A 22314-nucleotide genomic window follows, 5' to 3' on the forward strand; every position below is an offset into this window, starting at 1 on the left:
GTCGTCACTTCGCACCGCGGAGGCGGCGCGGCAGCGGCCGCACCCCTCCCGGTCAACCAGAGGAGAGGTGCATGGCCAGGGGTACGCGCAAGACCGCGGTCCTGAAGCTTGGCGGGGTGGGCGCCCTCGCGGCGCTGTTGTTCGCCGGTGGGCTGCAACTGGCGTCGGCGGGCGAGAACAACCGCCCGGCCACCACTGCCGCCGCGCAGACCGTGAACTGCCCGACGGTGCGCGACAAGCTGCCCGCCGTACCGGCGGCGGCATCGGCCCAGGTGGAGCGGGAACTGGCCAACCTGGACCAGGAGATCGCCCGGCAGAACGAGCGGCTGGCCCGGCAGGCGGTACGCCCCGAAGGCGGACCGAACTTCATCGACAACGCGATTCTCAGCCCGCTGCGCAGCAAGCGCGTCGCCGTGCTCGACCGCATCGAGATCGCGTTCAACCGGATCGGCGCGCAGCGCCCGGACCTGGACTCCCTTGCTACCTGCTCGCTCAACGCCCCGGGCGTGCCGAGCGCCGTCAACGGCGGCGCCGGCCAGAACGCCGGCGGACAGAACGGCAACGCGGGCGGCCAGAACGGGAACGCCGGGGGTCAGAACGGGAACAACGGCGGACAGAACGGCAACGCGGGCGGACAGGCCCGGACGGTCAACTGCCCGCGCGTCGCGCTGCCCGCCGTCCCGGCGGCGGCCGTCGGCCAGGTGCAGGCCGAACTGGCCACGCTGGACAAGCAGATCGCCGACGCCAACGCCCGCCTCGCCCAGCTCGCGGTACGCCCCGAAGGCGGACCGGCCTTCATCGACAACGCGATCCTCGGGCCGCTGCGCAGCAAGCGCGTCGCGGCGCTCGACCGCATCGAGATCGCGTTCAACCGGGTCGGCGCGCAGCGCCCGAACCTGGACGCGCTGGCCACCTGCGGCCTGAACTGAGCGCCCGGTAGCGGCCCGGCGGTGCGCATCCCGCCGGGCCGCGACCCGGGGTCACAGCGGTCCGAAGACGTCGGCCGGGTCGGCGTCCAGCGCCAGCGTCTCCAGCACTGTCAGAAGCTGCCGCTCCTCGTACCGGAAGTGCGACTCCATGATCGCCGCCACGCCCTCCAGGTGCCGGGCCAACTCCCCCGGCGGGGCGTCGCGGGCCACCGCCGCGCTCAGCCCGGCCAGCAGGTACCCGATCATCGAGTGGTCCTGCCGCAGCCGGTCCAGCGTCTCGCGCAGCCCGGGATGCCACGCCGCGATCGCCGGGAAGAGGCTGTGGTCCTCGCCCGCGTGATGCGCGGTGAGCGCCGCGCAGAACCCGTGGCAGAACAGCAGCAGGTCCCGCGTAGCGGGCCGCGCCGGCTCACCGGCGGCGAGCGCCTGCCGGGTCACCTCCAACGCCTCGCGCAGCCGCTCGTGGACGGCGCGCATCTCTCGGCTCCAGGCCACCAGCCTGGTCTGTTCGCCCTCAGCCATGGGAAGAGGGCGAAGGGACGACGAGTGTCATCGTCGTGCTCCCTTCGGTCCGGCGCCTCCATGCCTGACACGGTCTGCCACCGGCACGCGACGCTGCGCGGAGCCTAACCGGCGGCACCGGCCCCATCAAGTAGTGCCAGCGCTACCCCGGTTCGGGCAGCAGGCGGTATGGAACGTGGAGCCCGATTCTCCGAGGCTTGAGGCCGTACCCGTTCACCTCCGTCGAGGAGTTCCCATGACCCGCCGTACCTTCCCGGTCGCAGTCGGCGCCACGGCCCTGCTGACCGTCACCGCGCTCGGTGTGCCGGCCGCGTCCGCCACGACCACCGACACCCGGCGTCCCGCCGCCGACGCCGTCCAGAAGCAACTGGACGGCCTGGTCGCCGAGCACGGCTTCCCGGGGGCGCTGGCCTCCGTCCGCCGCGACGGCCGGGTGCGCGACTACACCGCCGGGGTCGGCGACCTGCGCACCGGCGCCGGGATTCCCCGCGACGCCCGGGTGCGCGTCGGCAGCAACACCAAGACGTTCACCGCCGTGGTCGTCCTCCAGCTCGTCGGCGAGGGGCGGGTCGATCTGGACGCGCCCGTCGAGCGCTACCTGCCGGGAATGGTGCGCGCCAACGGCAACGACGGGCGGCGGATCACCGTACGCCAGCTGTTGCAGCAGACCAGCGGCCTGCCCGACTACGACGAGGTCGTGTTCAGCAAGGCGCAGGATCTGGTGGACCGCCGCAGCGACTACTTCGACCCGCGCCGGCTGGTGGACGAGGCGCTCACCCAGTCCCGGCGCTTCCCGCCGGGTGAGAAGTGGGAGTACAGCAACACCAACTTCGTGCTGGCCGGGCTGATCGTCGAGCGGGTCACCAAGCGCCCGGTCGGTGAGGAGATCACCCGGCGGATCATCGAGCCGTTGCGGCTGCGCGACACCTACTGGCCGCAGACCGGCGAGCAGGACCTGCCGGGCCGGCTGCCGCGCGGGTACGTGGCGGTGGAGCCGGGCGCGCCGTGGGTCGACGTGACCCGGATGGACCCGTCGCTGGGCTGGGCCGCCGGTCAGCTCGTCTCGACGCCGTCGGACCTGCGGACGTTCTTCGAGGCGCTGCTGGCGGGCAAGCTGCTCAAGCCCGCCCAGCAGGCGGCCCTGACGCGCACGGTGCCGGCGGCCGACTTCGAACCCACCGGGGTGTGGGAGTACGGCCTGGGCATCGCCCGGCACGAGCTGCCCTGCGGCGGCCACGCCTGGGGACACGGCGGCGACATCCAGGGCTTCCAGACCCGCAACCTGGCCACCACGGACGGGCGCAGCGCCGTGGTCGCGGTGACCGCGCTGCCGACCAGCCTGGAGATGCTGGAGGCGGTCACCAGCACCGTCGACGCGGCCCTGTGCGGCACCCACCGCTGATCCGGGTCACAGCCGCACAAGCGCCGCCTCCCCGGTGAGGCGGCGCGCCTGCGTGCGAGGTCTACCGTCGGCCGTCGAGGTAGCGCAGCACGGCGGTGACCCGGCGGTCGGCGCGGTCGTCCGGCGGCAGGCCGAGCTTCGCGAAAATGCTGCGGATGTGCTTGTGCACCGCGCCGTCGGTGACGAACAGCCGCTCGGCGATCGCGCCGTTGCCGAGCCCTTCCGCCATCAGCGCCAGCACCTCGTGCTCGCGCGGCGACAGCTCGGCCAGCGCGGTGTCCGGCCGCCGGTTGCGGGCCAGCAGCTGCCCGACCACCTCGGGGTCGATCACGCTGCCACCGCCCGCGACCCGGTGCAGCGCGGCGAGGAACTCCTCGACCCGCCCGACCCGCTCCTTGAGCAGATAGCCGAGCCCGGACGCGCCGACCGAGAACAGCTCGGTGGCGAACGCCTGCTCGACGTACGCCGACAGGACCAGCACCGCGAGGCCCGGCCGGCGGCGGCGGGCCTCGACCGCGGCGACGATGCCCTCGTCGGTGTGGGTGGGCGGCATCCGCACGTCGACGATCGCCACGTCCGGCCGGTGTTCGTCCACAGCGGCCAGGAACTCCCCCGGCGTGCCGGCGGTGGCTACCACGTCCAGGTCCTCGGCGCGCAGCAGCAGCGCCAGCCCTTCGCGCAGCAGCGCGTCGTCCTCGGCGATCACAATCCGCATGGCAGCTCCACGTGCATCCTCGTCGGTCCTCCCGGTGGACTGGTGAGCGTCATCCGCCCGTCGTAGGCCTCGACCCGGCGACGGATGCCGGTCAGCCCCGAGCCGCGCGTCTCGTCGGCGTCGCCGCGCCCGTCGTCGGTGACGGTCACCAGCAGCCGGTCCCGCTCACGCCGCACGTCGACCTCGACCGCGTCGGCGCCGCTGTGCCGGACCACGTTGGTCAGCGCCTCGGCCACCACGAAGTACGCGGTGGCCTCGACCGCCGCCGCGCAGCGGACGTCGACGTCGACCCGCAGGCGGCACGGCACCGCGCACTCCGCCGCCAGCCCGGTCAGCGCCCCGGCCAGCCCTCGGTCGCCGAGCACCGGCGGCAGGATGCCGCGCACCACCGTACGCAGCTCGCCGAGCGCCTGCTCCGCCGCGTTCTGCGCGCGTTCCAGGATCTCGTCGGCGCGGGCCGGATCGCGGCGCAGCGCCCGACGCGCGGCGCCCAGCAGCACGTTCACCGCGACCAGACGGTTCTGGGTGCCGTCGTGCAGCGAGCGCTCGATGCGGCGCAGTTCCACCGCGTGCGCGTCGAGCGCCGCGGCCCGGGTGGCGGTGAGTTCGGCGACCCGCAGCGACAGGTCGAACCCGGGTGGCGGGGGCAGCAGCCGGCGGCCCGGCCGGGCCTGGAGCCGCGCCAGCGCCGGGCCGCTCGCGACCGCGAGGACCAGCCATCCCACCCCGAGCAGGGCGACAGCGAGCGCGTCGCCGAGCCCGTCGATGTGCCACCACCAGATCCCGGGCGCGCCGGGCCCCGGCGTCACCAGCCGGTACCAGAGCGGGAACGTGATGTCCTGCACGGCGTAGATCGGCAGCGTGAGCGCGAGCAGCCCGGCGCCGAAGCCCAGGGTGCCGTGGGTGGCCACCCATCTCAGCTCCCGCCGCACGACCGGGTCACGCAGCGCCGTGCGCAGCCCGGCCGGCACCGGCCCGGGCTCCGGGATCGGCGGCCCCCACCGGGACAGCCGGGCGCGCTCGCGGTCGGCCGCCGACCGCACGGCCTGGAGCAGTCCGGGTACGAGCAGCAGTCCGACTCCGCCGACGCAGGCCGCCGCGACGACGACCGCCCCGAGCAGCGTGCCCAGGGCCAGCACCGCGGTGCCCAGCCCGCCGACGAGGTGCTCCAGCGCGTCCACCGAGGCACGGACCCGCCTACGCACGTGTTCCATCGCGGCCCCACCCCCGGGCGACACGATAGGTCACCGCGGTCACGGTCCGGCAGCCCAGGGCGCGGAAAGTACAGCCTGCTGTACCAGGACTGTCGTGCTGGCGGGATCGTTCCCGACCGGCCGGCTCCCTAGTGTCGGTCGTAGAAGAAATCACCGAGGAGGCAGCCGTGAACGACCTGGACCGTACCGCCGAGACCGCCGCCGCCCCGACGTCCGTCACCCGGATGCGCCCGCTGCTCTGGCTGGTGCTCATCGTGAGCGTGGCCGCGAACGTGGTGCTGTCGAGCGTCGTCGGCAACCCGTGGGCCGGCTCCGCCTTCGGCGCGCTGGCGCTGCTGAGCGGGGGGACCCTCGCCGTCAACCACTACCGCAACCGCTGACCCGTCGCCGGCCGCGCCGGCGCCGGACAGCCGGGCAGGGCGGGCCGTGACGACGACGGCCCGCCCTGCGGCGTTCGCGGCGCAGGTGAGCGTGCGACGGGTGCGTTAACGCTGCGAATCGATTGACAGCCAGCTATATGAACGCCAGGCTAAGGGGCGTTGTTAGCGTTAACGCGGCCGTCATCTCCACCGCAGAGAAAGGCCCCCGTCGTGCCCCTGACCCGACGCGCGTTCACAGTCGGCGCCCTGTCCGCGGCTGCCGCCGCCTCCGGCGCGCTCAGCCTGCCCCGCGGCGCGCTCGCGGCGGCGAACACCGCCTACGCGATGGCCTACTTCACCGAGACGCCGAACGGCCTCGGCGCCGACTACGGCCTGCACCTGGCGGTCAGCCGGGACGGGCTGAACTGGACGCCGCTGAACCAGAACAACCCGGTGGTCACCCCGACCGCCGGGCAGCTCGGCCTGCGCGACCCGTTCGTGCTGCGCAGGACCGACGGCACCTTCGTGGTGCTGGCCACCGACCTCAAGGGCACCAACTGGGGGCTGACCAGCCAGTACCTGCACGTGTGGGACTCGGCCGACCTGACCGCGTTCACCGGCTACCGGCGCATCCGCATGCACACGCTCGACACCCACACCTGGGCGCCGACCGCGTTCTGGGACGCCGCCCGCGGCCAGTACGCCATCGTCTACTCCGCCAACAACGGCCGGGACGTGTTCCTGGTCAACTACACCAGCGACTTCCGCACCGTCAGCGCACCGCAGGTCTACTTCAGCCCTGCCTTCGGCGTGCTCGACGGCGACGTGGTGGTCGACGGCGGCACCACGTACCTCTACTACAAGAACCTTGACGACGGATACCTCTACGGCGCCCGCTCCACCACTGCCGCGCCGAACAGCTTCACCACGTACACCAGCGGGCTGCGGCAGGGCAGCGCGATCGAGGCGCCACTGCTGCTGCGCACCAACGAGGGCGGCTGGCGGCTGTGGGGCGACTCGTTCAGCCCGGTGAACAACGACTACTACGCCTGGTCCACGACGACCATCTCCGGCAACTCGTGGACGCCGCTGAACCAGCGGGACTACACCCCGCCGTTGAACTCCAAACACGGCTCGATGATCGGCATCACCGACGGCGAGTACGCAGCTATGGTCAACCGCTGGGGCACGCCGAACTGGGTCCGGCTCAAGTCGTCGAACCTGCCCGACCGCTACGTCCGGCACGCCGACCGGATCGCCCGCGTCGACGCGTACCCGTTCGACCCGTACCAGGACCAGATGTGGCGGATGGTCCCCGGCCTGGCCGACGCCGCCGGCGTCTCGTTCGAGTCGGTCAACTACCCCGGCAACTACCTGCGGCACTACGACTACGCGGTCCGGCTGGACCCGAACGACGGCACCGCCACGTTCCGCGCCGACGCCACCTTCCACCGCACCGCCGGCCTGGCCGACGCCACCTGGTCGTCGTTCCGCTCGTACAACTACCCCACCCGGTACCTGCGGCACTACGACTACCGGTTGCGCATCGAACCGCTCGGCGCCGGCTCCCCCGCCGTCGACCGGCACGACGCCACCTTCCGGGTCACCGCGTAACAGTCCCCCGCCACCACCGTCCCCGCCACGGAGGCCGTCCATGCCCGCTCCCCTGGTGAACCGCCGATTCCTGCTCCGCGCCACCGGCGCCACCGCCGTCGCGGCCACCGCCGGCGCCGCCGCCGGGTCCGTCACCGCAGGCGGTACGGCGCACGCCGCGCTGCCACCGGCCCGCCCCGACATCGGCGTGTCCGCGTACGCCTTCGACAGCGGCCAGGTCCGGCTGACCGCGAGCCGGTGGCAGGACAACCAGAACCGCACGGTGGCCTACCTGCGCTTCGTCGACGTCAACCGGCTGCTCTACAACTTCCGGGCCAACCATCGCCTGTCCACCGGTGGCGCCGCCGCCAACGGCGGCTGGGACGCGCCGAACTTCCCGTTCCGCACCCACATGCAGGGTCACTTCCTGACCGCCTGGGCGCAGGCGTGGGCGGTGCTCGGCGACACGACCTGCCGGGACAAGGCGCTCACCATGGTCGCCGAGCTGGCCCGCTGCCAGGCCAACAACGGCGCGGCCGGGTTCAGCACCGGCTACCTGTCCGGCTTCCCGGAGTCCGACTTCACCGCGCTGGAGGCCCGGACGCTCAGCAACGGCAACGTCCCCTACTACTGCGTCCACAAGACGCTGGCCGGGCTGCTGGACGTGTGGCGGCTGATCGGCAGCACCCAGGCCCGGGACGTGCTGCTGGCGCTGGCCGGCTGGGTCGACCAGCGCACCGGCCGGCTCACCTCGGCCCAGATGCAGGCCATGCTCGGCACCGAGTTCGGCGGCATGAACGCGGTGCTGACCGACCTCTACCAGCAGACCGGCGACGGGCGGTGGCTCACCGTCGCGCAGCGGTTCGACCACGCCGCCGTGTTCAACCCGCTCGCCGCCAACTCCGACCAGCTCAACGGGCTGCACGCCAACACGCAGGTGCCCAAGTGGATCGGCGCGGCCCGGGAGTACAAGGCCACCGGCGCCACCCGCTACCGCGACATCGCCACCAACGCGTGGGCCATCACCGTCGGCGCGCACACGTACGCCATCGGCGGCAACAGCCAGGCGGAGCACTTCCGCGCCCCGAACGCGATCGCCGGCTACCTGCGCAACGACACCTGCGAGGCGTGCAACACGTACAACATGCTCAAGCTCACCCGGGAGCTGTGGCAGCTCGACCCGGACCGGGTCGCGTACGCCGACTTCTACGAGCGCGCGCTGCTCAACCACATGATCGGCCAGCAGAACCCGGCCGACGCGCACGGTCACGTCACCTACTTCACCCCGCTCAACCCGGGCGGGCGGCGCGGTGTCGGCCCGGCGTGGGGCGGCGGCACCTGGAGCACCGACTACAACTCCTTCTGGTGCTGTCAAGGCACCGGGCTGGAGACCAACACCACGCTCGCGGACGGGATCTACTTCCACAACGGCACCACGCTGACTGTCAACCTGTTCATGCCCTCCGTGCTGACCTGGAGCCAGCGCGGCATCACAGTCACCCAGGCCACCTCGTACCCGGTCGGCGACACCACGACGCTGACCGTGACCGGCTCGGTGAGCGGGTCGTGGACGATGCGGATCCGGATCCCGGCGTGGACCAGCGGGGCGAGCGTCAGCGTCAACGGCGTCGCCGCGGGCATCGCCACCACGCCCGGCAGCTACGCCGTCCTGACCCGCGCCTGGACCTCCGGCGACACGGTCACGGTCCGGCTGCCGATGCGCGTGGCGACGGTGGCCGCAAACGACGACGCCGCGGTCGCCGCCGTCACGTACGGGCCGGTGGTGCTCTCCGGCAACTACGGCAACACCACGCTGAGCGCCCTGCCGACGCTGGACCCCGCCTCGGTCACCCGGGCCGGCACGGACAGTCTCGCCTTCACCGCCCGTGCCGACGGCGCCACCGTCAACCTCGGCCCGTTCTACGACGCCCACGGCCACAACTACACGGTCTACTGGCGCGTCGGCGCGGGCGGTGGTGGTGGCGAGGCGAGTTTCCGGCTGGCGAACGCGGCGAGCGGCCTGGTGCTCGGCATCCAGAACATGTCCACCGCCGACGGCGGCCTCGCCCTGCAGTGGGGCGACACCGGCACCACCGACCACGACTGGCAGCTCGTCGTCGACGGGTCGGCGCTGCGGTTGCGCAACGTCAACAGCGGCAAGGTGCTGGGCGTGGAGAACATGTCCACCGCCGACGGCGCGCGGATCCTGCAATGGGCGGACAACGGCACCGCCGACCATCTCTGGACCGTGGTCGACGTCGGCGACGGCAGCCACAAGCTGCGCAACGTGCACACCGGCAAGCTGCTCGGCATCTCCGGCGGGTCGACCGCCCAGGGCGCGTTCGCCGTGCAGGACCCGGACAACGGCAGCCTGGACAACCAGTGGCGGTTCCTGCCCAACGGGGCGCGGCGGATCCAGAACCTCGGCAGCGGGCTGGTGCTCGGCGTGCAGAACATGTCCACCGCCGACGGTGGGCTCGTCGTCCAGTGGGGTGACACCGGCACCGCCGACCACCTCTGGACCGCGCTCGTGGACACCGGCGGCTACCTACGGCTGCGCAACGGCAACAGCGGCAAGGTGCTGGGCGTCGAGGGCGGCTCGACAGCGGCCGGCGCCCGGATCGTCCAGTGGGCCGACAACGGCACCGCCGACCACAGGTGGCGGCTGCGTCACGGCGGCGGCGGATGGTTCCGGATCCAGTGCGCGAACGGGGGCCGCGTCCTCGGCCTCAGCGGCGGCTCCGCGGCCCAGGGCGCGCAGGCGGTCCTCGCCGACGACACCAGCGCCGCCCACCAGCGCTGGCGCTTCCTCTGACGCACCCCGCCCCAGCTCGCCGATCTTGCACTATCGGACCCCGCGAAGTTCCAACCGGACACCCTGAGGGCCCGAAGTGCCAGATCGGCGAGGGGGTGGGGCGCGGCGCGGGCGAGTGGGGTCAGCGGGTGGGGGGTGGGCCTACGCTGCGGCGCGGCACCAGGGTGGGCGCGATCGTCTGCCGCAGCGGCCCGGCCTGCTCCGACTCGATCTGGGCCAGCAGCAGGTCGAGGCTGGCCGCGGCCACCGCCGTGAAGTCGGGCCGCACCGTGGTCAGCGGCGGGATGAAGTACGCCGCCTCGGGCACGTCGTCGAACCCGACGACGCTGATGTCGTCCGGTACGCGGCGGCCGTGCTCGTGCAGCGCCCGCAGCACGCCGAGCGCCAGGTGGTCGTTCGCCGTGAAGACCGCGGTGACCTCCGGCATCCGGGCCAGCATCTGCCCGCACCGGTAGCCCGCGGCAGCGGACCAGTCCGCCGGGACCAGCGGGGGAATCTCGGCGCCCGCCTGTCGCAGCGCCTCGCGCCACCCCTCTATCCGGCCGGCGCTGTCGAACCAGTCCGACGGGCCGGACACGTGCCAGACGGTGCGGTGCCCGGCGGCGAGGAGGTGCTCGGTGGCGGCCTTGGCGCCGGCGACCTGGTCGACAGTGACCAGCGGGATGGGCCGCCGCGGATCGCCGTCGACGGTGACCAGCGGCACGTCCTGGGGCAGCCGTTCGAGCGCCTCCCCGGCGGACTCGACCGGCGCGATCACCACTATGCCGGCGACCCGGTGCGCCAGGTGCCGCTCCACCGCCGCCGAGATGGAGCGGTGGTCGAGGTCGCGGACACTGCCGATGCTCACCGCGAAACCGGCCTCGGCGGCGGTCTGCTCCAGCGCGGCCAGCAGCGACGCCGGGCCGTACAGCGTGGTGTTCTGGGCGACCACGCCGATCACCTGGGATCGGCCGGTCACCAGCGCGCGGGCCGCGCGGTTGGGCCGGTAGCCGAGCTCGGTGATGGCGGCCTGGACCCGCAGCCGGGTCTGTTCACGCACATTGGGATGCCCGTTGAGGACCCGGGAGACCGTCTGGTGCGAAACCCCGGCGAGGCGAGCCACGTCCGTCATCGCAGGACCGCGCACGGCCACCTCACTTTCGCCACTGCCCGCGGCGGCCGCACCCGGTCGATCTCGACCGGACCGTCCCGGGTGGCGACAGTCTACGCCAGCGGTCCCATCGGTATCGGCACCGCCGATCGACCGTTCCCACCGTGGCGCGCCGATATCGAGGAATCGACCGCCGACTCATTCCTCCCGTTACGCAGTGGCACGAACAGGCAGCTCGGAGCGGGTGGAATTGGACCCGGGGTGCGGCATTTCCGGCGATTGCCGGAGCCGCACCCCGGGCTATTGAAGATGTGTCAACGGTCGCGAATGGTGACCGTTGTCACGGTGTCGTCAGCGAGAACTGCCGCACCGTCACCGCGCCGCCAAGGGATTGGGTGGCGTAGTTGAAGAAGCCGAACCGGTAGCCCATGAAGAACTGCCACGCGTTGTTGAGCGTCAACGCGTTGCCCAGCGACACGAAGTTCACCCCGTCCGTGCTGTAGGAGAACCGCGCCTGCCGCCCGGAGCCGGGCCGGATGTCGGCGTTCGCGCGCAGCCAGATCCGCCCGCCGGACACCGCCGCGCTGGCGATCTCCGTCCCGGTGCTCGTGGTGTTCCAGTTCGAGCCCATGGTCAGACCGTTGGTCATCACCACCCGGGTCGCGCCGTTGTCCCGCCGTACGCCGATCCAGGCCGAACTGTCCCGCAGCATCGCCAGGCCGGCCCGGTCACCGTCGCGCATGGTCGAGTAGTCCAGCTCGATGGTGCCGGTCGAGGTCGGACCCTGGATCCGGTGGGTGAGCGTGTTGCGGGCCCGGTACAGGTCGTTCGTGACGGTGGCGGTCTGCAACCGCAGGCCGTTGTTCACCGACCACCTGCTGTTGTCCGGGTTGTGGTTCCACTCGTACTGCACGCCGAGCGTGGTGCCGGAGAACGTGTCGGTGCCGGTGAGCGGCTTGACCGGACGGGTCGGCAACGGGTTCGGGTAGCTGGCGCCCCAGGCCCCGTTGACGGTCTGCACCTGCGGCCAGCCGTCGGAGGTCCAGGTGATCGGCGCCAGGGTCGGCATCCGGCCACCGGGGTACGCGTCGGTGAAGGCCATGTAGTACCAGGCGCCGGTCTGCGTCTGCACCAGCCCGCCCTGGTGCGGCACGCCGCCACCGGAGATCGGGCCGGGCAGGTTCAGCAGCACCTGCCGCTGCTCGTACGGGCCGAACGGGCCGTTCGTGGACTTCAGCACGTACTGGCCGTTGGCCGGGCGGGTCAGCCAGATGTAGTACGCGCCGTTGCGCTTGTAGAAGCGCGCGCCCTCCAGCGTGCCGATGCTCGACGGCGTCTGGTAGACCTGCTGGGCCCGGACCTGGCTGCGCCCGTCGGCGGAGAGCTGGGCCACGCTGATCGTGCCGTTGCCGTACGCGACGTACATGGTGTCGTTGTCGTCGATCAGCATGCCGGCGTCGTAGTAGCAGTTGGGGATGGTGCTCAGGCGGCTCCACGCGCCGTCGACAGCGGCGGCGGTGTAGATGTGGGTCTGCGCGAAGTCGATGCACCCGGCCCAGTAGAACGTGCGGTTGCTCGGCCGGTAGTTGAGCGTCGACGCCCAGATGCCGTCCACGTACGCCTGCTCGCTGCCGCTCAGGTCGTACTTGGTGCCGAACTCCAGCCGCGGCACCGAGTGCCCGGCGAACTCCCAGTTCACCAGGTCCCAGGAGCGCAGCACCGGCGCGCCCGGCGAGTAGTGCATGGTGGAGGCGGACATGTAGTAGACGTCGCCGACCCGGATGATGTCGACGTCGGCGAAGTCCTGCCAGACGGCCGGGTTGGTGAAGCTGCCGCCCGGGTTGCCCGGGTTGCCGGGGTCGTCGCCGACGCGGACGAGCTGCCACTGCTGGTTCGCGCCGTTCCAGTCGTCGTACTGGACGATGTTGCCGCCGTCGGCGGTGGAGGCGTTCTGCACCTCCATCACCTTGTTCGAGTTCCGGTTGATCAGCCGGACGTACCCGCTGTCGGAGTCGGCCAGCCGGAACTGCTGGTTGTTGCCGCCGTGGTCGGTCCACTGGACCACCGCGGCGCCGTTGGCGGTGGACGCGCCGGTCACGTCCAGCACCTTGCCGGAGTGCCGGGAGCGCAGCCGGTAGTAGCCACCGCCGGAGTCCACGAACTGCCACTGCTGCCAGGCGCCGTCGTTGCGCGTCCACTGGGTGATCCGCGCACCGTCGTTGGTGGCCTGGTTGTACAGGTCCAGCGCCTTGCCGCTGTTGCGGTTCACCAGCACGTAGTAAGCGCTGATGTCCACAGTGGCCGCGGAGACGGGTGCGGGCACGGCGCCCACCACCACGCCACCGACCAACAGCGCCACCACCCCGGCCAGCAGCCGGGACAGGCGTCCACGTCCACGGGACAGTCGAGCTGTCACCATGATCCTCCTTCGTCGACCGGAGCCCGGGCACGGCGGCACGCGCCGACGACGTCGGCGTTATCGCTAACAGCGATGCCCACCCAGGCGGGAGTCGGATCCCTGGCAACTGCGGCGCAGATCGCGCCCGGAACGGCCCGCGAGCGGTGCCGGTGACCCTATCCATCGACTGTGAGCGATAACATGCCGTTCGTCAAGGCGTAACACGAGCCGCCCGCCACGCGGGCCGCGTGGCGGGCGGGCGGGCCGGCGTGGCGGGCGGCGAGTGCTCAGAATCCCCGGGCGAGCCGGTAGTACGCCTGGTTCCAGCGCAGCTCGTCGGCGAAGCGGTGCGGGCGCGTGTCGGCGTCGATGACCACCAGCTCGGTCCGGGCCATCGCGGCCAGGTCGCGCAGCTCCTCCACGCCGACGGCCTGGGAGAGCACCGTGTGGTGCGGCGCGCCCGCGGTGATCCACGCCTCCGCCGAACCGGCCAGGTCGGGCTGCGGACGCCAGACCGCGCGGGCCACCGGCAGCCGGCGCAGCGGGTGCGGCGGCGGCACCACGTCCACCGTGTTGGCGACCAGCCGGAACCGCTCCCCCATGTCCGCCATGCCCAGCACCACGGCCGGGCCGGGCGCGGCGTCGAAGACCAGGCGCACCGGGTCCTCCCGCCCGCCGATGCTCAGCGGGTGCACCTCCGCGCTCGGCACGTCGGCGGCGATGCTCGGGCACACCTCCAGCATGTGCGCGCCGAGGATCAGCTCCTGGCCGAACGTCAGGTCGTAGGTGTAGTCCTCCATGAACGAGGTGCCGCCGGGCACGCCGACGGCCATCGCCTTGAGCGTGTGCACCAGCACCGAGGTCTTCCAGTCGCCCTCGCCGCCGAAGCCGTAGCCGTCGGCCATCAGGCGCTGCACCGCGATGCCGGGAAGCTGGCGCAGCCCGCCGAGGTCCTCGAAGTTCGTGGTGAACGCCCGGAACCCGCCGGCTTCCAGGAACGCGCGCAGGCCCAGCTCCTGACGCGCCGCGTACCGCAGCGAGTCGTGCCGGTCCCCGCCGGGCCGCAGCTCCGGCGCCACCCGGAAGGTGTCGTCGTACTCCTTGACCAGGTCGTCCACCTGCGCGTCCCCCACCTGGTCGACGGCCGCGACGAGGTCGTTGACGCCGTAGGTGTTCACCGAGACGCCGAAGCGCAGCTCCGCCTCGACCTTGTCCCCCTCGGTGACCGCGACGTCGCGCATGTTGTCGCCGAAGCGCGCCAACCGCAGCGTCCGCAGCGCCGACCAGCCGACGGCGGCCCGGGCCCAGGCCGCGATCCGGCCGGTGACGCGCGGGTCGGTGACGTGGCCGGCGACGGTCTTGCGGGCCACCCCGAGCCGGGTCTGGACGAACCCGAACTCCCGGTCGCCGTGCGCGGCCTGGTTGAGGTTCATGAAGTCCATGTCGATCTCGTCCCACGGCAGCGCCACGTTCGCCTGCGTGTGCAGGTGCAGCAGCGGCGTCCGCAGCGCGTCCAGCCCGGAGATCCACATCTTGGCCGGGGAGAACGTGTGCATCCAGGCGATCACCCCGACCGCGCCCTGCACGGCCGCGTCCCGGCACACCGCCAGGATGTCCGCGCTGGAGGTGAGGACCGGCTTCCAGACCACGCGTACGGGGATGTCCGGCGACTCGTCCAGGCGCGCGGCGATCTGCCGGGACTGCTCGGCGACCTGCCGCAGGGTGTCCTCGCCGTAGAGGCCCTGGCTGCCGGTGAGGAACCAGACCTCGGGCTGGGGGTGAGTTGCCATGTTGTTGCCTTCCGCGCTAGGAACCGTCACTTGAACCGGATGCCGATGAGCCGCTGGAGGAGGATGAACGCGAAGAGCAGCCCGCCGATCACGATCTTGGTCCACCAGGAGTTGAGGCTGCCGTCGAACGTGATCAGGGTCTGGATCACGCCGAGCACCAGCACGCCGAGCACGGTGCCGAAGACGTACCCGGAACCGCCGGTGAGCACGGTGCCGCCGATCACGACGGCGGCGATCACGTCCAGCTCCATCCCGACGGCGATCAGCGGCGCGCCGGAGAGCGTGTAGAACGACAGCAGGATGCCGCCGATCGCCGAGCAGAGCCCGCTGATCGTGTAGACGGCGATCCGGGTCCGCGCCACCGGCAGGCCCATCAGCAGCGCCGACTGCGCGTTGCCGCCGACCGCGTACACGTTGCGACCGAACCGCGTGTACGCCAGCACGTACGCCGCGATCAGCACCACCGCGAACGCGATCAGCACGCTTATCGACACGAAGTTGCCGGCCGGATCGCCGATGCGCTGCTGCGACATCGACGTCCAGAAGCCGTCGGTGATGGAGATCGAGGAGTCGCTGATGAACGTGCACATGCCGCGGGCGAAGAACATCCCGGCGAGCGTGACGATGAACGGCTGGATCTCGAAGAAGTGGATCGCGCAGCCCATCAGGAAGCCCAGCGTCGGGCCGATCAGCAGCGCGATCACCAGCACCAGGGCCGCGGGCAGGCCGTCGCGCAGCAGCGACGCCGACACCATCGCGGTCATCGCGACCACCGAGCCGACGGACAGGTCGATGCCGCCGGTGAGGATCACGAACGTCATGCCGACCGCGACGACGAGCACGAAGCCGTTGTCGATGAAGACGTTGAAGACGACCTGGATGTTGGAGAACGCGCGGTACTGGGACACGCCGATGCCGTACATGACGAGCAGCAGGGCGAGCGTGGCCAGCACTGGGACGTGCCGCCGCGGCAGGCTGGGCCGCCAGGAGCGGCCGGTGCTCAACGACGTGCTGCTCATGCGGGCACCTGCTCCTTCTCCCGCTGCGGCGCCGCCGGCCCGGGCTCGGTCCCGCGCCGCCGGCGCAGCCGGGCGCGGAACGCCGGGGCCTGCACGAGGCAGACGGCGATGACGACGACCGCCTTGAACAGCAGCGACGTCTGCGGCGAGATGTTCATGGCGTACACAGTGGTGGTCAGGGTCTGGATGATCAGCGCGCCGAGGACGGTGCCGCCGAGGGAGAACCGGCCACCGGCGAGCGACGTACCGCCGATCACGACCGCCAGGATCGCGTCGAGTTCGATCCAGAGGCCGGCGGCGTTGCCGTCGGCGCTCGAAACGTTGGCGGTGACCATGAAGCCGGCGAGCGCGGCGCATACGGCGCTGATCACGTAGACGAGGAAGACGATGCGGCGCGACCGGATGCCGGCCAGCCGGCTGGCCTCGGCGTTGCCGCCGACCGACTCGACGATCAGACCGAGCGCGGTGCGCCGGGTGAACGCGGCCACGAGCAGCGCGGCGGCGAGCGCGATCAGGATGGCCAGCGGCAGCGTCAGGAAGTGCCCGAGCCCGATGGCCCGGTACGGACCGGAGTTGATCGTGATGATCTGCCCCTCGGTGACCAGCTGGGCGATGCCCCGTCCGGCGACCATGAGGATCAGCGTCGCGATGATCGGCTGGATGCCGATGACCGCCACGAGTATCCCGTTCCACGCGCCGAGCACGAGCGCGGCGCCGAAGGCCAGGGCCAGCGCGGTGGCCACCGTGGCCGGGCTGTTCTGGTCGGCCGCCCCGCTGATGTGCAGGCAGGCGATCGCGCCGCTGATGGCGCAGAGCGAGCCGACGGACAGGTCGATGCCGCCGGTGGCGATGACGAGCGTCATCCCGAGCGCGACGAGGATCAGCGGCGCGCTCAGCCGCAGGATGTCGATGGGCGTGCCGTACAGGTGGCCGTTCTTGACCTCGACGGCGAGGAAGCCGGGACGGTAGACGGTGTTCGCGGCGAGCATCACCACGAGCACCAGCGCCGGCCAGAACAGGCGGTGGCCGGTAAGCGGGCGGAGGCGGTCGGCGACGGCGGTCATCGGGTCACCTCCTCCCGGGGGGTTCCGCTGGCGATGGTGCGCATGACGCGGTCGGCGTCGAGCGTGTCGTCGTTGTCGAGCTGGGCGACCATCTCGCGGTCGCGCATGACCGCGACCCGGTGGCTCAGGCGCAGCACCTCCTCCAGCTCGGCGGAGATGAACAGCACCGCCATGCCGCCGTCGGAGAGCTGCACCACCAGCTTCTGGATCTCGGCCTTCGCGCCGACGTCGATGCCGCGGGTCGGCTCGTCCAGGATGAGCAGGCGCGGCTCGGTGATGAGCCAGCGGGCCAGCAGCACCTTCTGCTGGTTGCCGCCGGAGAGGTTGCGCACCGGCAGTTCCGGGTTCGCCGGGCGGATGCTCAGCGCCTCCACGTATCTGCGGACCAGCTCGTCCTGGCGGCGGCGCGGGATCGGACGCAGCCAGCCGCGCGCGGCCTGCAACGCCAGCATCATGTTCTCCCGGACCGTCAGCTCCGGGACGATGCCCTCGGCCCGGCGGTTCTCCGAGCAGAAGCCGACACCCTGACCGATGGCCTGGATCGGGTTGCGCACCGGCGCCCGGCCGCCGTCGAGCCGGACCTGGCCGTGGTCGGCCCGGTCCGCGCCGAAGATCAGCCGCGCCACCTCGGTGCGGCCGGAGCCGAGCAGGCCGGCCAGGCCGACCACCTCACCGGCGTGGATGCGCAGGCTGAACGGCGCGACCGCGCCGCGCCGGCCCAGCTCGGCGGCGTCCACGAGCGGTGCCTCGTCGTCGGCGTCGACAGTGGCGCGCTTCTGCTGCTCGTCGAGCCGCTCCAGCACGTCCAGCTCCTGTCCGATCATCTTCTCGACCAGGCTGAACTGCGGCAGCTCCTCGGTGCGGTACTCCCCCACCAGCGTGCCGTTGCGCAGCACGGTGATCCGGTCGGCGATGCCGTAGACCTGGTCGAGGAAGTGTGTGACGAACAGGATCGCGATGCCCTCGTCGCGCAGCTGGCGCATGATCCGGAACAGCTGCGCCACCTCGCCGGCGTCCAGGCTGGACGTCGGCTCGTCCAGGATCAGCACCCGCGCCTGCACGTCGATCGCCCGGGCGATGGCGACCATCTGCTGCACCGCGAGCGAGTACGTGCCGAGCGGCGCGGTGACGTCGAGGTCGAGGTCGAGCCGGGCCAGCAGGTCTCGCGCCCGCCGGCGCATCTCGCCCCAGCGGACCGCGCCGAGCCGGCGCGGCTCGCGGCCGATGAACACGTTCTCCGCCACCGACAGGTTGGTGCAGAGGTTGACCTCCTGGTAGACGGTGCTGACGCCCGCCGCCGCGGCCTGCATCGGGCCGCTGAACGAGACCTGTTCGCCGTCGAGGGTGATGACGCCCGCATCGGTCCCGTAGACGCCGGTCAGCACCTTGATCAGGGTGGACTTGCCGGCGCCGTTCTCACCCATCAGGGCGTGGACCTCGCCCGGGAACAGCCGGAAGTCGACGTCGTGCAGCGCGCGGACCCCGGGGAAGGTCTTGCTGATGCCGGTCATGGTCAGGACCGGACGGTTACCCGTCATCCCATCGGACCTCTTCTAGACGGTGGTGGCACGGGGGCCGCCGTCTCGCGACGGCGACCCCCGGGGTGGGTCAGTACTTGCGGTTGGGCAGTGCCTCCTTGGCCTGCTCCTGGGTGAAGGTGGTCTCCTCGGTCTCGATCCGGGCGGGGACCTCCTCGCCGGCCTTGACCTTCTTGGCCAGCTCCATCAGCTGCGGGCCGAGCAGCGGGCTGCACTCGGCGATGAAGTTGAACTTGCCGTCCGCGAGGGCCTGCATGCCGTCCTTCACCGCGTCGACGGTGATGATGGTGATGTCCTTGCCGGGCGTCTTGCCCGCCGCGCTGATCGCCTCGAGCGCGCCCAGGCCCATGTCGTCGTTGTGCGCGAAGAGCACGTCGATCTTCGGGTTGGCCTTGAGGAACTGCTCCATCACCTGCTTGCCGCCGGCGCGGGTGAAGTCACCCGACTGCGAGGCGACGATCTTCAGGTTGGGGTTGGTGGCGATCGCCTCGGCGAAGCCCTTCTTCCGGTCGTTGGCCGGGGCCGAACCGGTCGTGCCCTGCAGCTCGACGATGTTGACCGGGCCGGGCGCCGCCTTCTTCTGCTCCACCAGCCACTCGCCGGCGAGGCGGCCCTCCTTGACGAAGTCCGAGCCGAGGAACGTCTTGTAGAGCGACTTGTCGGCCGAGTCGACCGCGCGGTCGGTCAGGATGACCGGGATCTTCGCGTCCTTGGCCTCCTTGAGCACGGTGTCCCAGCCCGACTCCACCACCGGCGAGAAGGCGATCACGTCGACCTTCTGCTGGATGAAGTTGCGGATCGCCTTGATCTGGTTTTCCTGCTTCTGCTGCGCGTCGTCGAACTTCAGCTCGATGCCGGCCTCGGCGGCGGCTTCCTTGATCGAGGTGGTGTTCGCGGTGCGCCAGCCGCTCTCGGCGCCCACCTGGGAGAACCCCAGGACGATCTTGTCGTTCCCGTCACCGGAATCGCCGCCGGTGTCGCTGTTGCCGCAGGCCGCCATGCTGCCGGCGAGCAGCACGCCGGCGAACGCGGCGATGACCCTGCGGGCCGTGCTCCTGGTTCTCATCGGTTCTCCTCCGGGGTTGGATGTTCCGGACGCGCGGCGGGGAGCCGGTGCGGCCGGGTGTGGTGGTGGGGTGGATGCGCGGCGCCCGGTCCGGGGTCAGGGCGCCGGCGGGCGTTGGCCGTAGACGTTCTGGTAACGGTCGTAGAGCGAGTCGATGTCGGCCGGCGCGATCGGCAGCGGCTGCCCGAGCGCTCGGGCCAGGTGCGCGGTACGGGCGACGTCCTCGCACATCACGGCGGCCTTGACCGCCGCCCGGGCGTCCCGGCCGATGGTGAAGACGCCGTGGTTGCGCATGAGCACCGCGGGCGAGCGGTGCCCGGACAGCGTGCTGACGATCCCCTTGCCGATGTCGTCGCCGCCGATCAGCGCGAACGGCCCGACCGGGATCTCCCCGCCGAACTCGTCGGCCTGCGCGGTCAGCCAGCACGGGATCGCCTCGCCCCGGGCCGCCCAGGCGGTGGCGTAGCCGCTGTGGGTGTGCACCACGCCGCCGACCTCGGGCATCGCGCGGTAGACGTAGGCGTGCGCGGCGGTGTCGCTGGACGGCGAGCCGCCGCCGTCGACGACAGCGCCGCCCAGGTCGCAGACCACCATGGACTCGGCGGTCAGGTCGTCGTAGTCGACCCCGCTGGGCTTGATGACCATCAGGTCCTGACCGGGTACGCGGGCCGAGACGTTGCCGGCGGTCCAGGCCACCAGTCCGTAGCGGGTCAGCTCGCGGTGCAGGCGGGCCACCGTCTCGCGCAACGCGGCGACCTGGCCGACGACGCCGGCGCTCATCCCACCACCTCCAGGCTCGCGGGGGTACGCGCCGGGGCGGCGTCGGCCGCCGCGTTGCGGATCGCCCGCAGGCGCAGCATGACGTCGTTCGCGCCGCGGCCGAAGTGGTCGTGCAGCGCGCGGTACTCGGCGTAGAGGGCGTCGTACACCCGGACGTTCTCCGGTACGGGCCGGTAGACGGCCTCCTCGATCCGTCCCATGGCGGCGGACGCCTCGTGGATCGTCGGGTACGCGCCCGCGGCGACCGCCGCGTGGATGGCCGAGCCGAGCGCCGGCCCCTGGGCGGAGCCGATGATGCTCAGCGGCCGGTTCGTGACGTCGGCGTAGATCTGCATCAGCAGCCGGTTGGAGGTGAGCCCGCCGGCCACGACCAGGTCGTCGACCGGCACTCCGGCCTGCGCGAACGCCTCGACGATCATCCGGGTGCCGTACGCGGTGGCCTCCAGCAGCGCCCGGTAGACGTCCGGCGGCCGGGTGGCCAGCGTCAGCCCGACGATCAGCCCGCTCAGGTCGTGGTTGACCAGCAGGGACCGGTTGCCGTTCCACCAGTCCAGCGCCACCAGGCCGTGCGCGCCGACCGGCTGGGCCGCGGCGGCCTCGGTGAGCCGCTCGTGCGAGTCGAATCCGGCCGGGGCGCCGTGGCGCACGAACCAGCCGAAGATGTCCCCCACGCCGCTCTGCCCGGCCTCGAAGCCCCAGGCGCCGGGGCTGATGCCGCCGTCGACCACGCCGCACATGCCCGGCACCTCGGCCGGGTGGGTGCCGTTGAGCACGTGGCAGGTGGAGGTGCCCATGATGGCCACCAGCCGGCCGGGCCGCAGCGCCTGGGCGGCGGCGGCGGTGACGTGCGCGTCGACGTTGCCGACCGCTACCGCGATGCCCTCGGGCAGGCCGGTCCAGGCGGCGGCGCGGGCGTCGAGCGCGCCGGCCCGCGCGCCCAGCGGCAGCAGCGGACCGTCCAGCTTGGTCACGAAGTCGGTGAAACCCGGGTCGAGCGCGGCCAGGTAGTCGGGTGACGGGTACCGGCCGTCCTGCCGGATGCCCTTGTAGCCGGCGGTGCAGACGTTGCGCGTCTCGACCCCGCACAGCTGCCAGACGATCCAGTCGGCCGCCTCGATGAAGCGCTCGGCGCGCCGGTAGACCTCCGGGTCCTCGTCCAGGATCTGGAGTCCCTTGGCGAACTGCCACTCCGCCGAGATCTTGCCGCCGTAGCGGCCGATCCACGGTTCGTCCCGCTCGTGCGCCAGCGCGTTGATCCGGTCGGCGTGCGGCTGCGCGGCGTGGTGCTTCCAGAGCTTGACCCAGGCGTGCGGCCGGTGGCGCAGCTCCGGGATCTCGCACAGCGGCGTGCCGTCGGCGAGCGTCGGCAGGACGGTGCAGGCGGTGAAGTCGATGCCGATCCCGACCACCCGCGCCGGATCCACACCGGCAGCGGAGAGCGCGGCCGGTACGGCGTGGCGCAGCACGTCGCGGTAGTCGTCGGGATCCTGCAGCGCCCAGTCCGGCGGCAACGCCGGGCCGTCGTCGGGCAGCGCGGTCTCGATGACCCCGTGCCGGTACTCGTGCACCGCTGTGCCGAGTTCGGCGCCGTCGCGGACCCGGACCACCAGCGCCCGGCCGGACAACGTGCCGAAGTCGACCCCGATCACGTACCGGTCGGACGCGTCCACTTCGCTCATTTGCACCTCCGCCGTGTCACGGAGTTAGTGTTAGCGCTCACATACACATCCGTCAAGACACGTCCGGGCAACAGCTACGTAACGAGGATCGCCGTCCGGGACCGACGCCCGCGGGCCCCCGTGGACCGGCCCGACCGCCGACCGCGGAGATCCACGCCGGGAGCGCCGGCGAACCCCGGGCCAGCCCTCTGTTAACGACAACAATCAATGGAACTTCCGGAAATTCTCTCGGCGGTTCCGGCACCCCGGTCCCAAGCGACCAGGTCCCGCCGCAGGGCCGCTCAGAGGGCCTTTCAGCGGCCTTTTCTCTCGCCGCGACACCGCCGGCAGCCGGCCGCCGC

The 22314-nt window shown here is 71.9% G+C and carries 17 protein-coding genes; 5 read left to right on the top strand and 12 right to left on the bottom strand.

Annotation, left to right across the window (positions count from 1 at the left end; translation table 11 throughout):
- The first annotated feature begins 71 nt into the window (after positions 1-71).
- Entirely contained in the window at positions 72-929 is an 858-nt protein-coding gene (locus FHU28_RS22285; RefSeq protein ID WP_184686425.1) for a hypothetical protein, read from the top strand.
- Between the two features lie 51 nt (positions 930-980).
- Here FHU28_RS22285 and FHU28_RS22290 read toward each other — a convergent pair whose 3' ends face one another.
- Positions 981-1451: a hemerythrin domain-containing protein gene (locus FHU28_RS22290; protein ID WP_184686426.1), complete on the bottom strand. Its 471-nt coding sequence runs from the start codon at positions 1449-1451 to the stop codon at positions 981-983.
- A 235-nt stretch (positions 1452-1686) separates the two neighbouring features.
- Here FHU28_RS22290 and FHU28_RS22295 point away from each other — a divergent pair, with 235 nt between their 5' ends.
- Positions 1687-2853 carry a serine hydrolase domain-containing protein gene (locus tag FHU28_RS22295; protein ID WP_184686427.1) on the top strand — a complete coding sequence of 389 codons (1167 nt, stop codon included), beginning with the start codon at positions 1687-1689 and terminating at the stop codon, positions 2851-2853.
- Between the two features lie 61 nt (positions 2854-2914).
- On the opposite strand, the gene FHU28_RS22300 is transcribed toward FHU28_RS22295, so the two are convergent.
- Both FHU28_RS22300 and FHU28_RS22305 read right to left on the bottom strand, forming a co-directional pair.
- Complete coding sequence (locus FHU28_RS22300) at positions 2915-3568, bottom strand: response regulator transcription factor (protein WP_184686428.1); 654 nt, start codon at positions 3566-3568, stop codon at positions 2915-2917.
- A complete protein-coding gene (locus FHU28_RS22305; RefSeq protein ID WP_184686429.1) occupies positions 3556-4782 on the bottom strand; it encodes a sensor histidine kinase in 1227 nt (408 codons plus the stop codon). Before FHU28_RS22305 ends, FHU28_RS22300 begins: the two co-directional genes overlap by 13 nt.
- Before the next feature lie 167 nt (positions 4783-4949).
- On the opposite strand from FHU28_RS22305, the gene FHU28_RS22310 reads away from it, so the two are divergent.
- The 3 genes from FHU28_RS22310 (at position 4950) to FHU28_RS22320 (ending at position 9549) form a co-directional block, all read left to right on the top strand.
- Positions 4950-5162, top strand: coding sequence for a hypothetical protein (locus FHU28_RS22310; protein ID WP_073828120.1), 213 nt, complete (start codon positions 4950-4952; stop codon positions 5160-5162).
- 210 nt (positions 5163-5372) lie between these two features.
- Positions 5373-6755 carry a glycoside hydrolase family 43 protein gene (locus tag FHU28_RS22315; protein ID WP_184686430.1) on the top strand — a complete coding sequence of 461 codons (1383 nt, stop codon included), beginning with the start codon at positions 5373-5375 and terminating at the stop codon, positions 6753-6755.
- A gap of 40 nt (positions 6756-6795) precedes the next feature.
- Positions 6796-9549 (top strand): beta-L-arabinofuranosidase domain-containing protein, encoded by a 2754-nt coding sequence (locus tag FHU28_RS22320; RefSeq protein ID WP_184686431.1) that lies wholly within the window; start codon positions 6796-6798, stop codon positions 9547-9549.
- A gap of 121 nt (positions 9550-9670) precedes the next feature.
- On the opposite strand, the gene FHU28_RS22325 is transcribed toward FHU28_RS22320, so the two are convergent.
- The 9 genes from FHU28_RS22325 to araB all read right to left on the bottom strand — a co-directional run bounded on the left by FHU28_RS22325 (position 9671) and on the right by araB (position 21973).
- Entirely contained in the window at positions 9671-10660 is a 990-nt protein-coding gene (locus FHU28_RS22325; protein ID WP_184686432.1) for a LacI family DNA-binding transcriptional regulator, read from the bottom strand.
- Positions 10661-10979: 319 nt separating this feature from the next.
- Positions 10980-13058: an RICIN domain-containing protein gene (locus FHU28_RS22330; protein WP_221453264.1), complete on the bottom strand. Its 2079-nt coding sequence runs from the start codon at positions 13056-13058 to the stop codon at positions 10980-10982.
- Between the two features lie 266 nt (positions 13059-13324).
- Positions 13325-14827: an L-arabinose isomerase gene (araA, locus tag FHU28_RS22335; RefSeq protein ID WP_184686433.1), complete on the bottom strand. Its 1503-nt coding sequence runs from the start codon at positions 14825-14827 to the stop codon at positions 13325-13327.
- A 26-nt stretch (positions 14828-14853) separates the two neighbouring features.
- Complete coding sequence (yjfF, locus tag FHU28_RS22340; protein ID WP_073828112.1) at positions 14854-15846, bottom strand: galactofuranose ABC transporter, permease protein YjfF; 993 nt, start codon at positions 15844-15846, stop codon at positions 14854-14856.
- A complete protein-coding gene (locus FHU28_RS22345; protein ID WP_116506551.1) occupies positions 15843-16910 on the bottom strand; it encodes an ABC transporter permease in 1068 nt (355 codons plus the stop codon). Before FHU28_RS22345 ends, yjfF begins: the two co-directional genes overlap by 4 nt.
- Positions 16907-18448: a sugar ABC transporter ATP-binding protein gene (locus tag FHU28_RS22350; protein ID WP_184686434.1), complete on the bottom strand. Its 1542-nt coding sequence runs from the start codon at positions 18446-18448 to the stop codon at positions 16907-16909. The genes FHU28_RS22345 and FHU28_RS22350 overlap by 4 nt, the downstream gene beginning before the upstream one ends.
- A 70-nt stretch (positions 18449-18518) precedes the next feature.
- On the bottom strand, positions 18519-19514 hold the full coding sequence (locus FHU28_RS22355; RefSeq protein ID WP_184686435.1) for an ABC transporter substrate-binding protein: 996 nt from the start codon (positions 19512-19514) through the stop codon (positions 18519-18521).
- 96 nt (positions 19515-19610) lie between these two features.
- Positions 19611-20294: an L-ribulose-5-phosphate 4-epimerase gene (locus FHU28_RS22360; protein WP_116506553.1), complete on the bottom strand. Its 684-nt coding sequence runs from the start codon at positions 20292-20294 to the stop codon at positions 19611-19613.
- Positions 20291-21973, bottom strand: coding sequence for a ribulokinase (gene araB, locus FHU28_RS22365; RefSeq protein ID WP_184686436.1), 1683 nt, complete (start codon positions 21971-21973; stop codon positions 20291-20293). The genes FHU28_RS22360 and araB overlap by 4 nt, the downstream gene beginning before the upstream one ends.
- Between the last annotated feature and the right edge of the window lie 341 nt (positions 21974-22314).

Origin of the sequence: Micromonospora echinospora (assembly GCF_014203425.1) — a bacterium.
In the GTDB taxonomy this organism is placed as follows: Bacteria; Actinomycetota; Actinomycetes; order Mycobacteriales; family Micromonosporaceae; genus Micromonospora; species Micromonospora echinospora_A.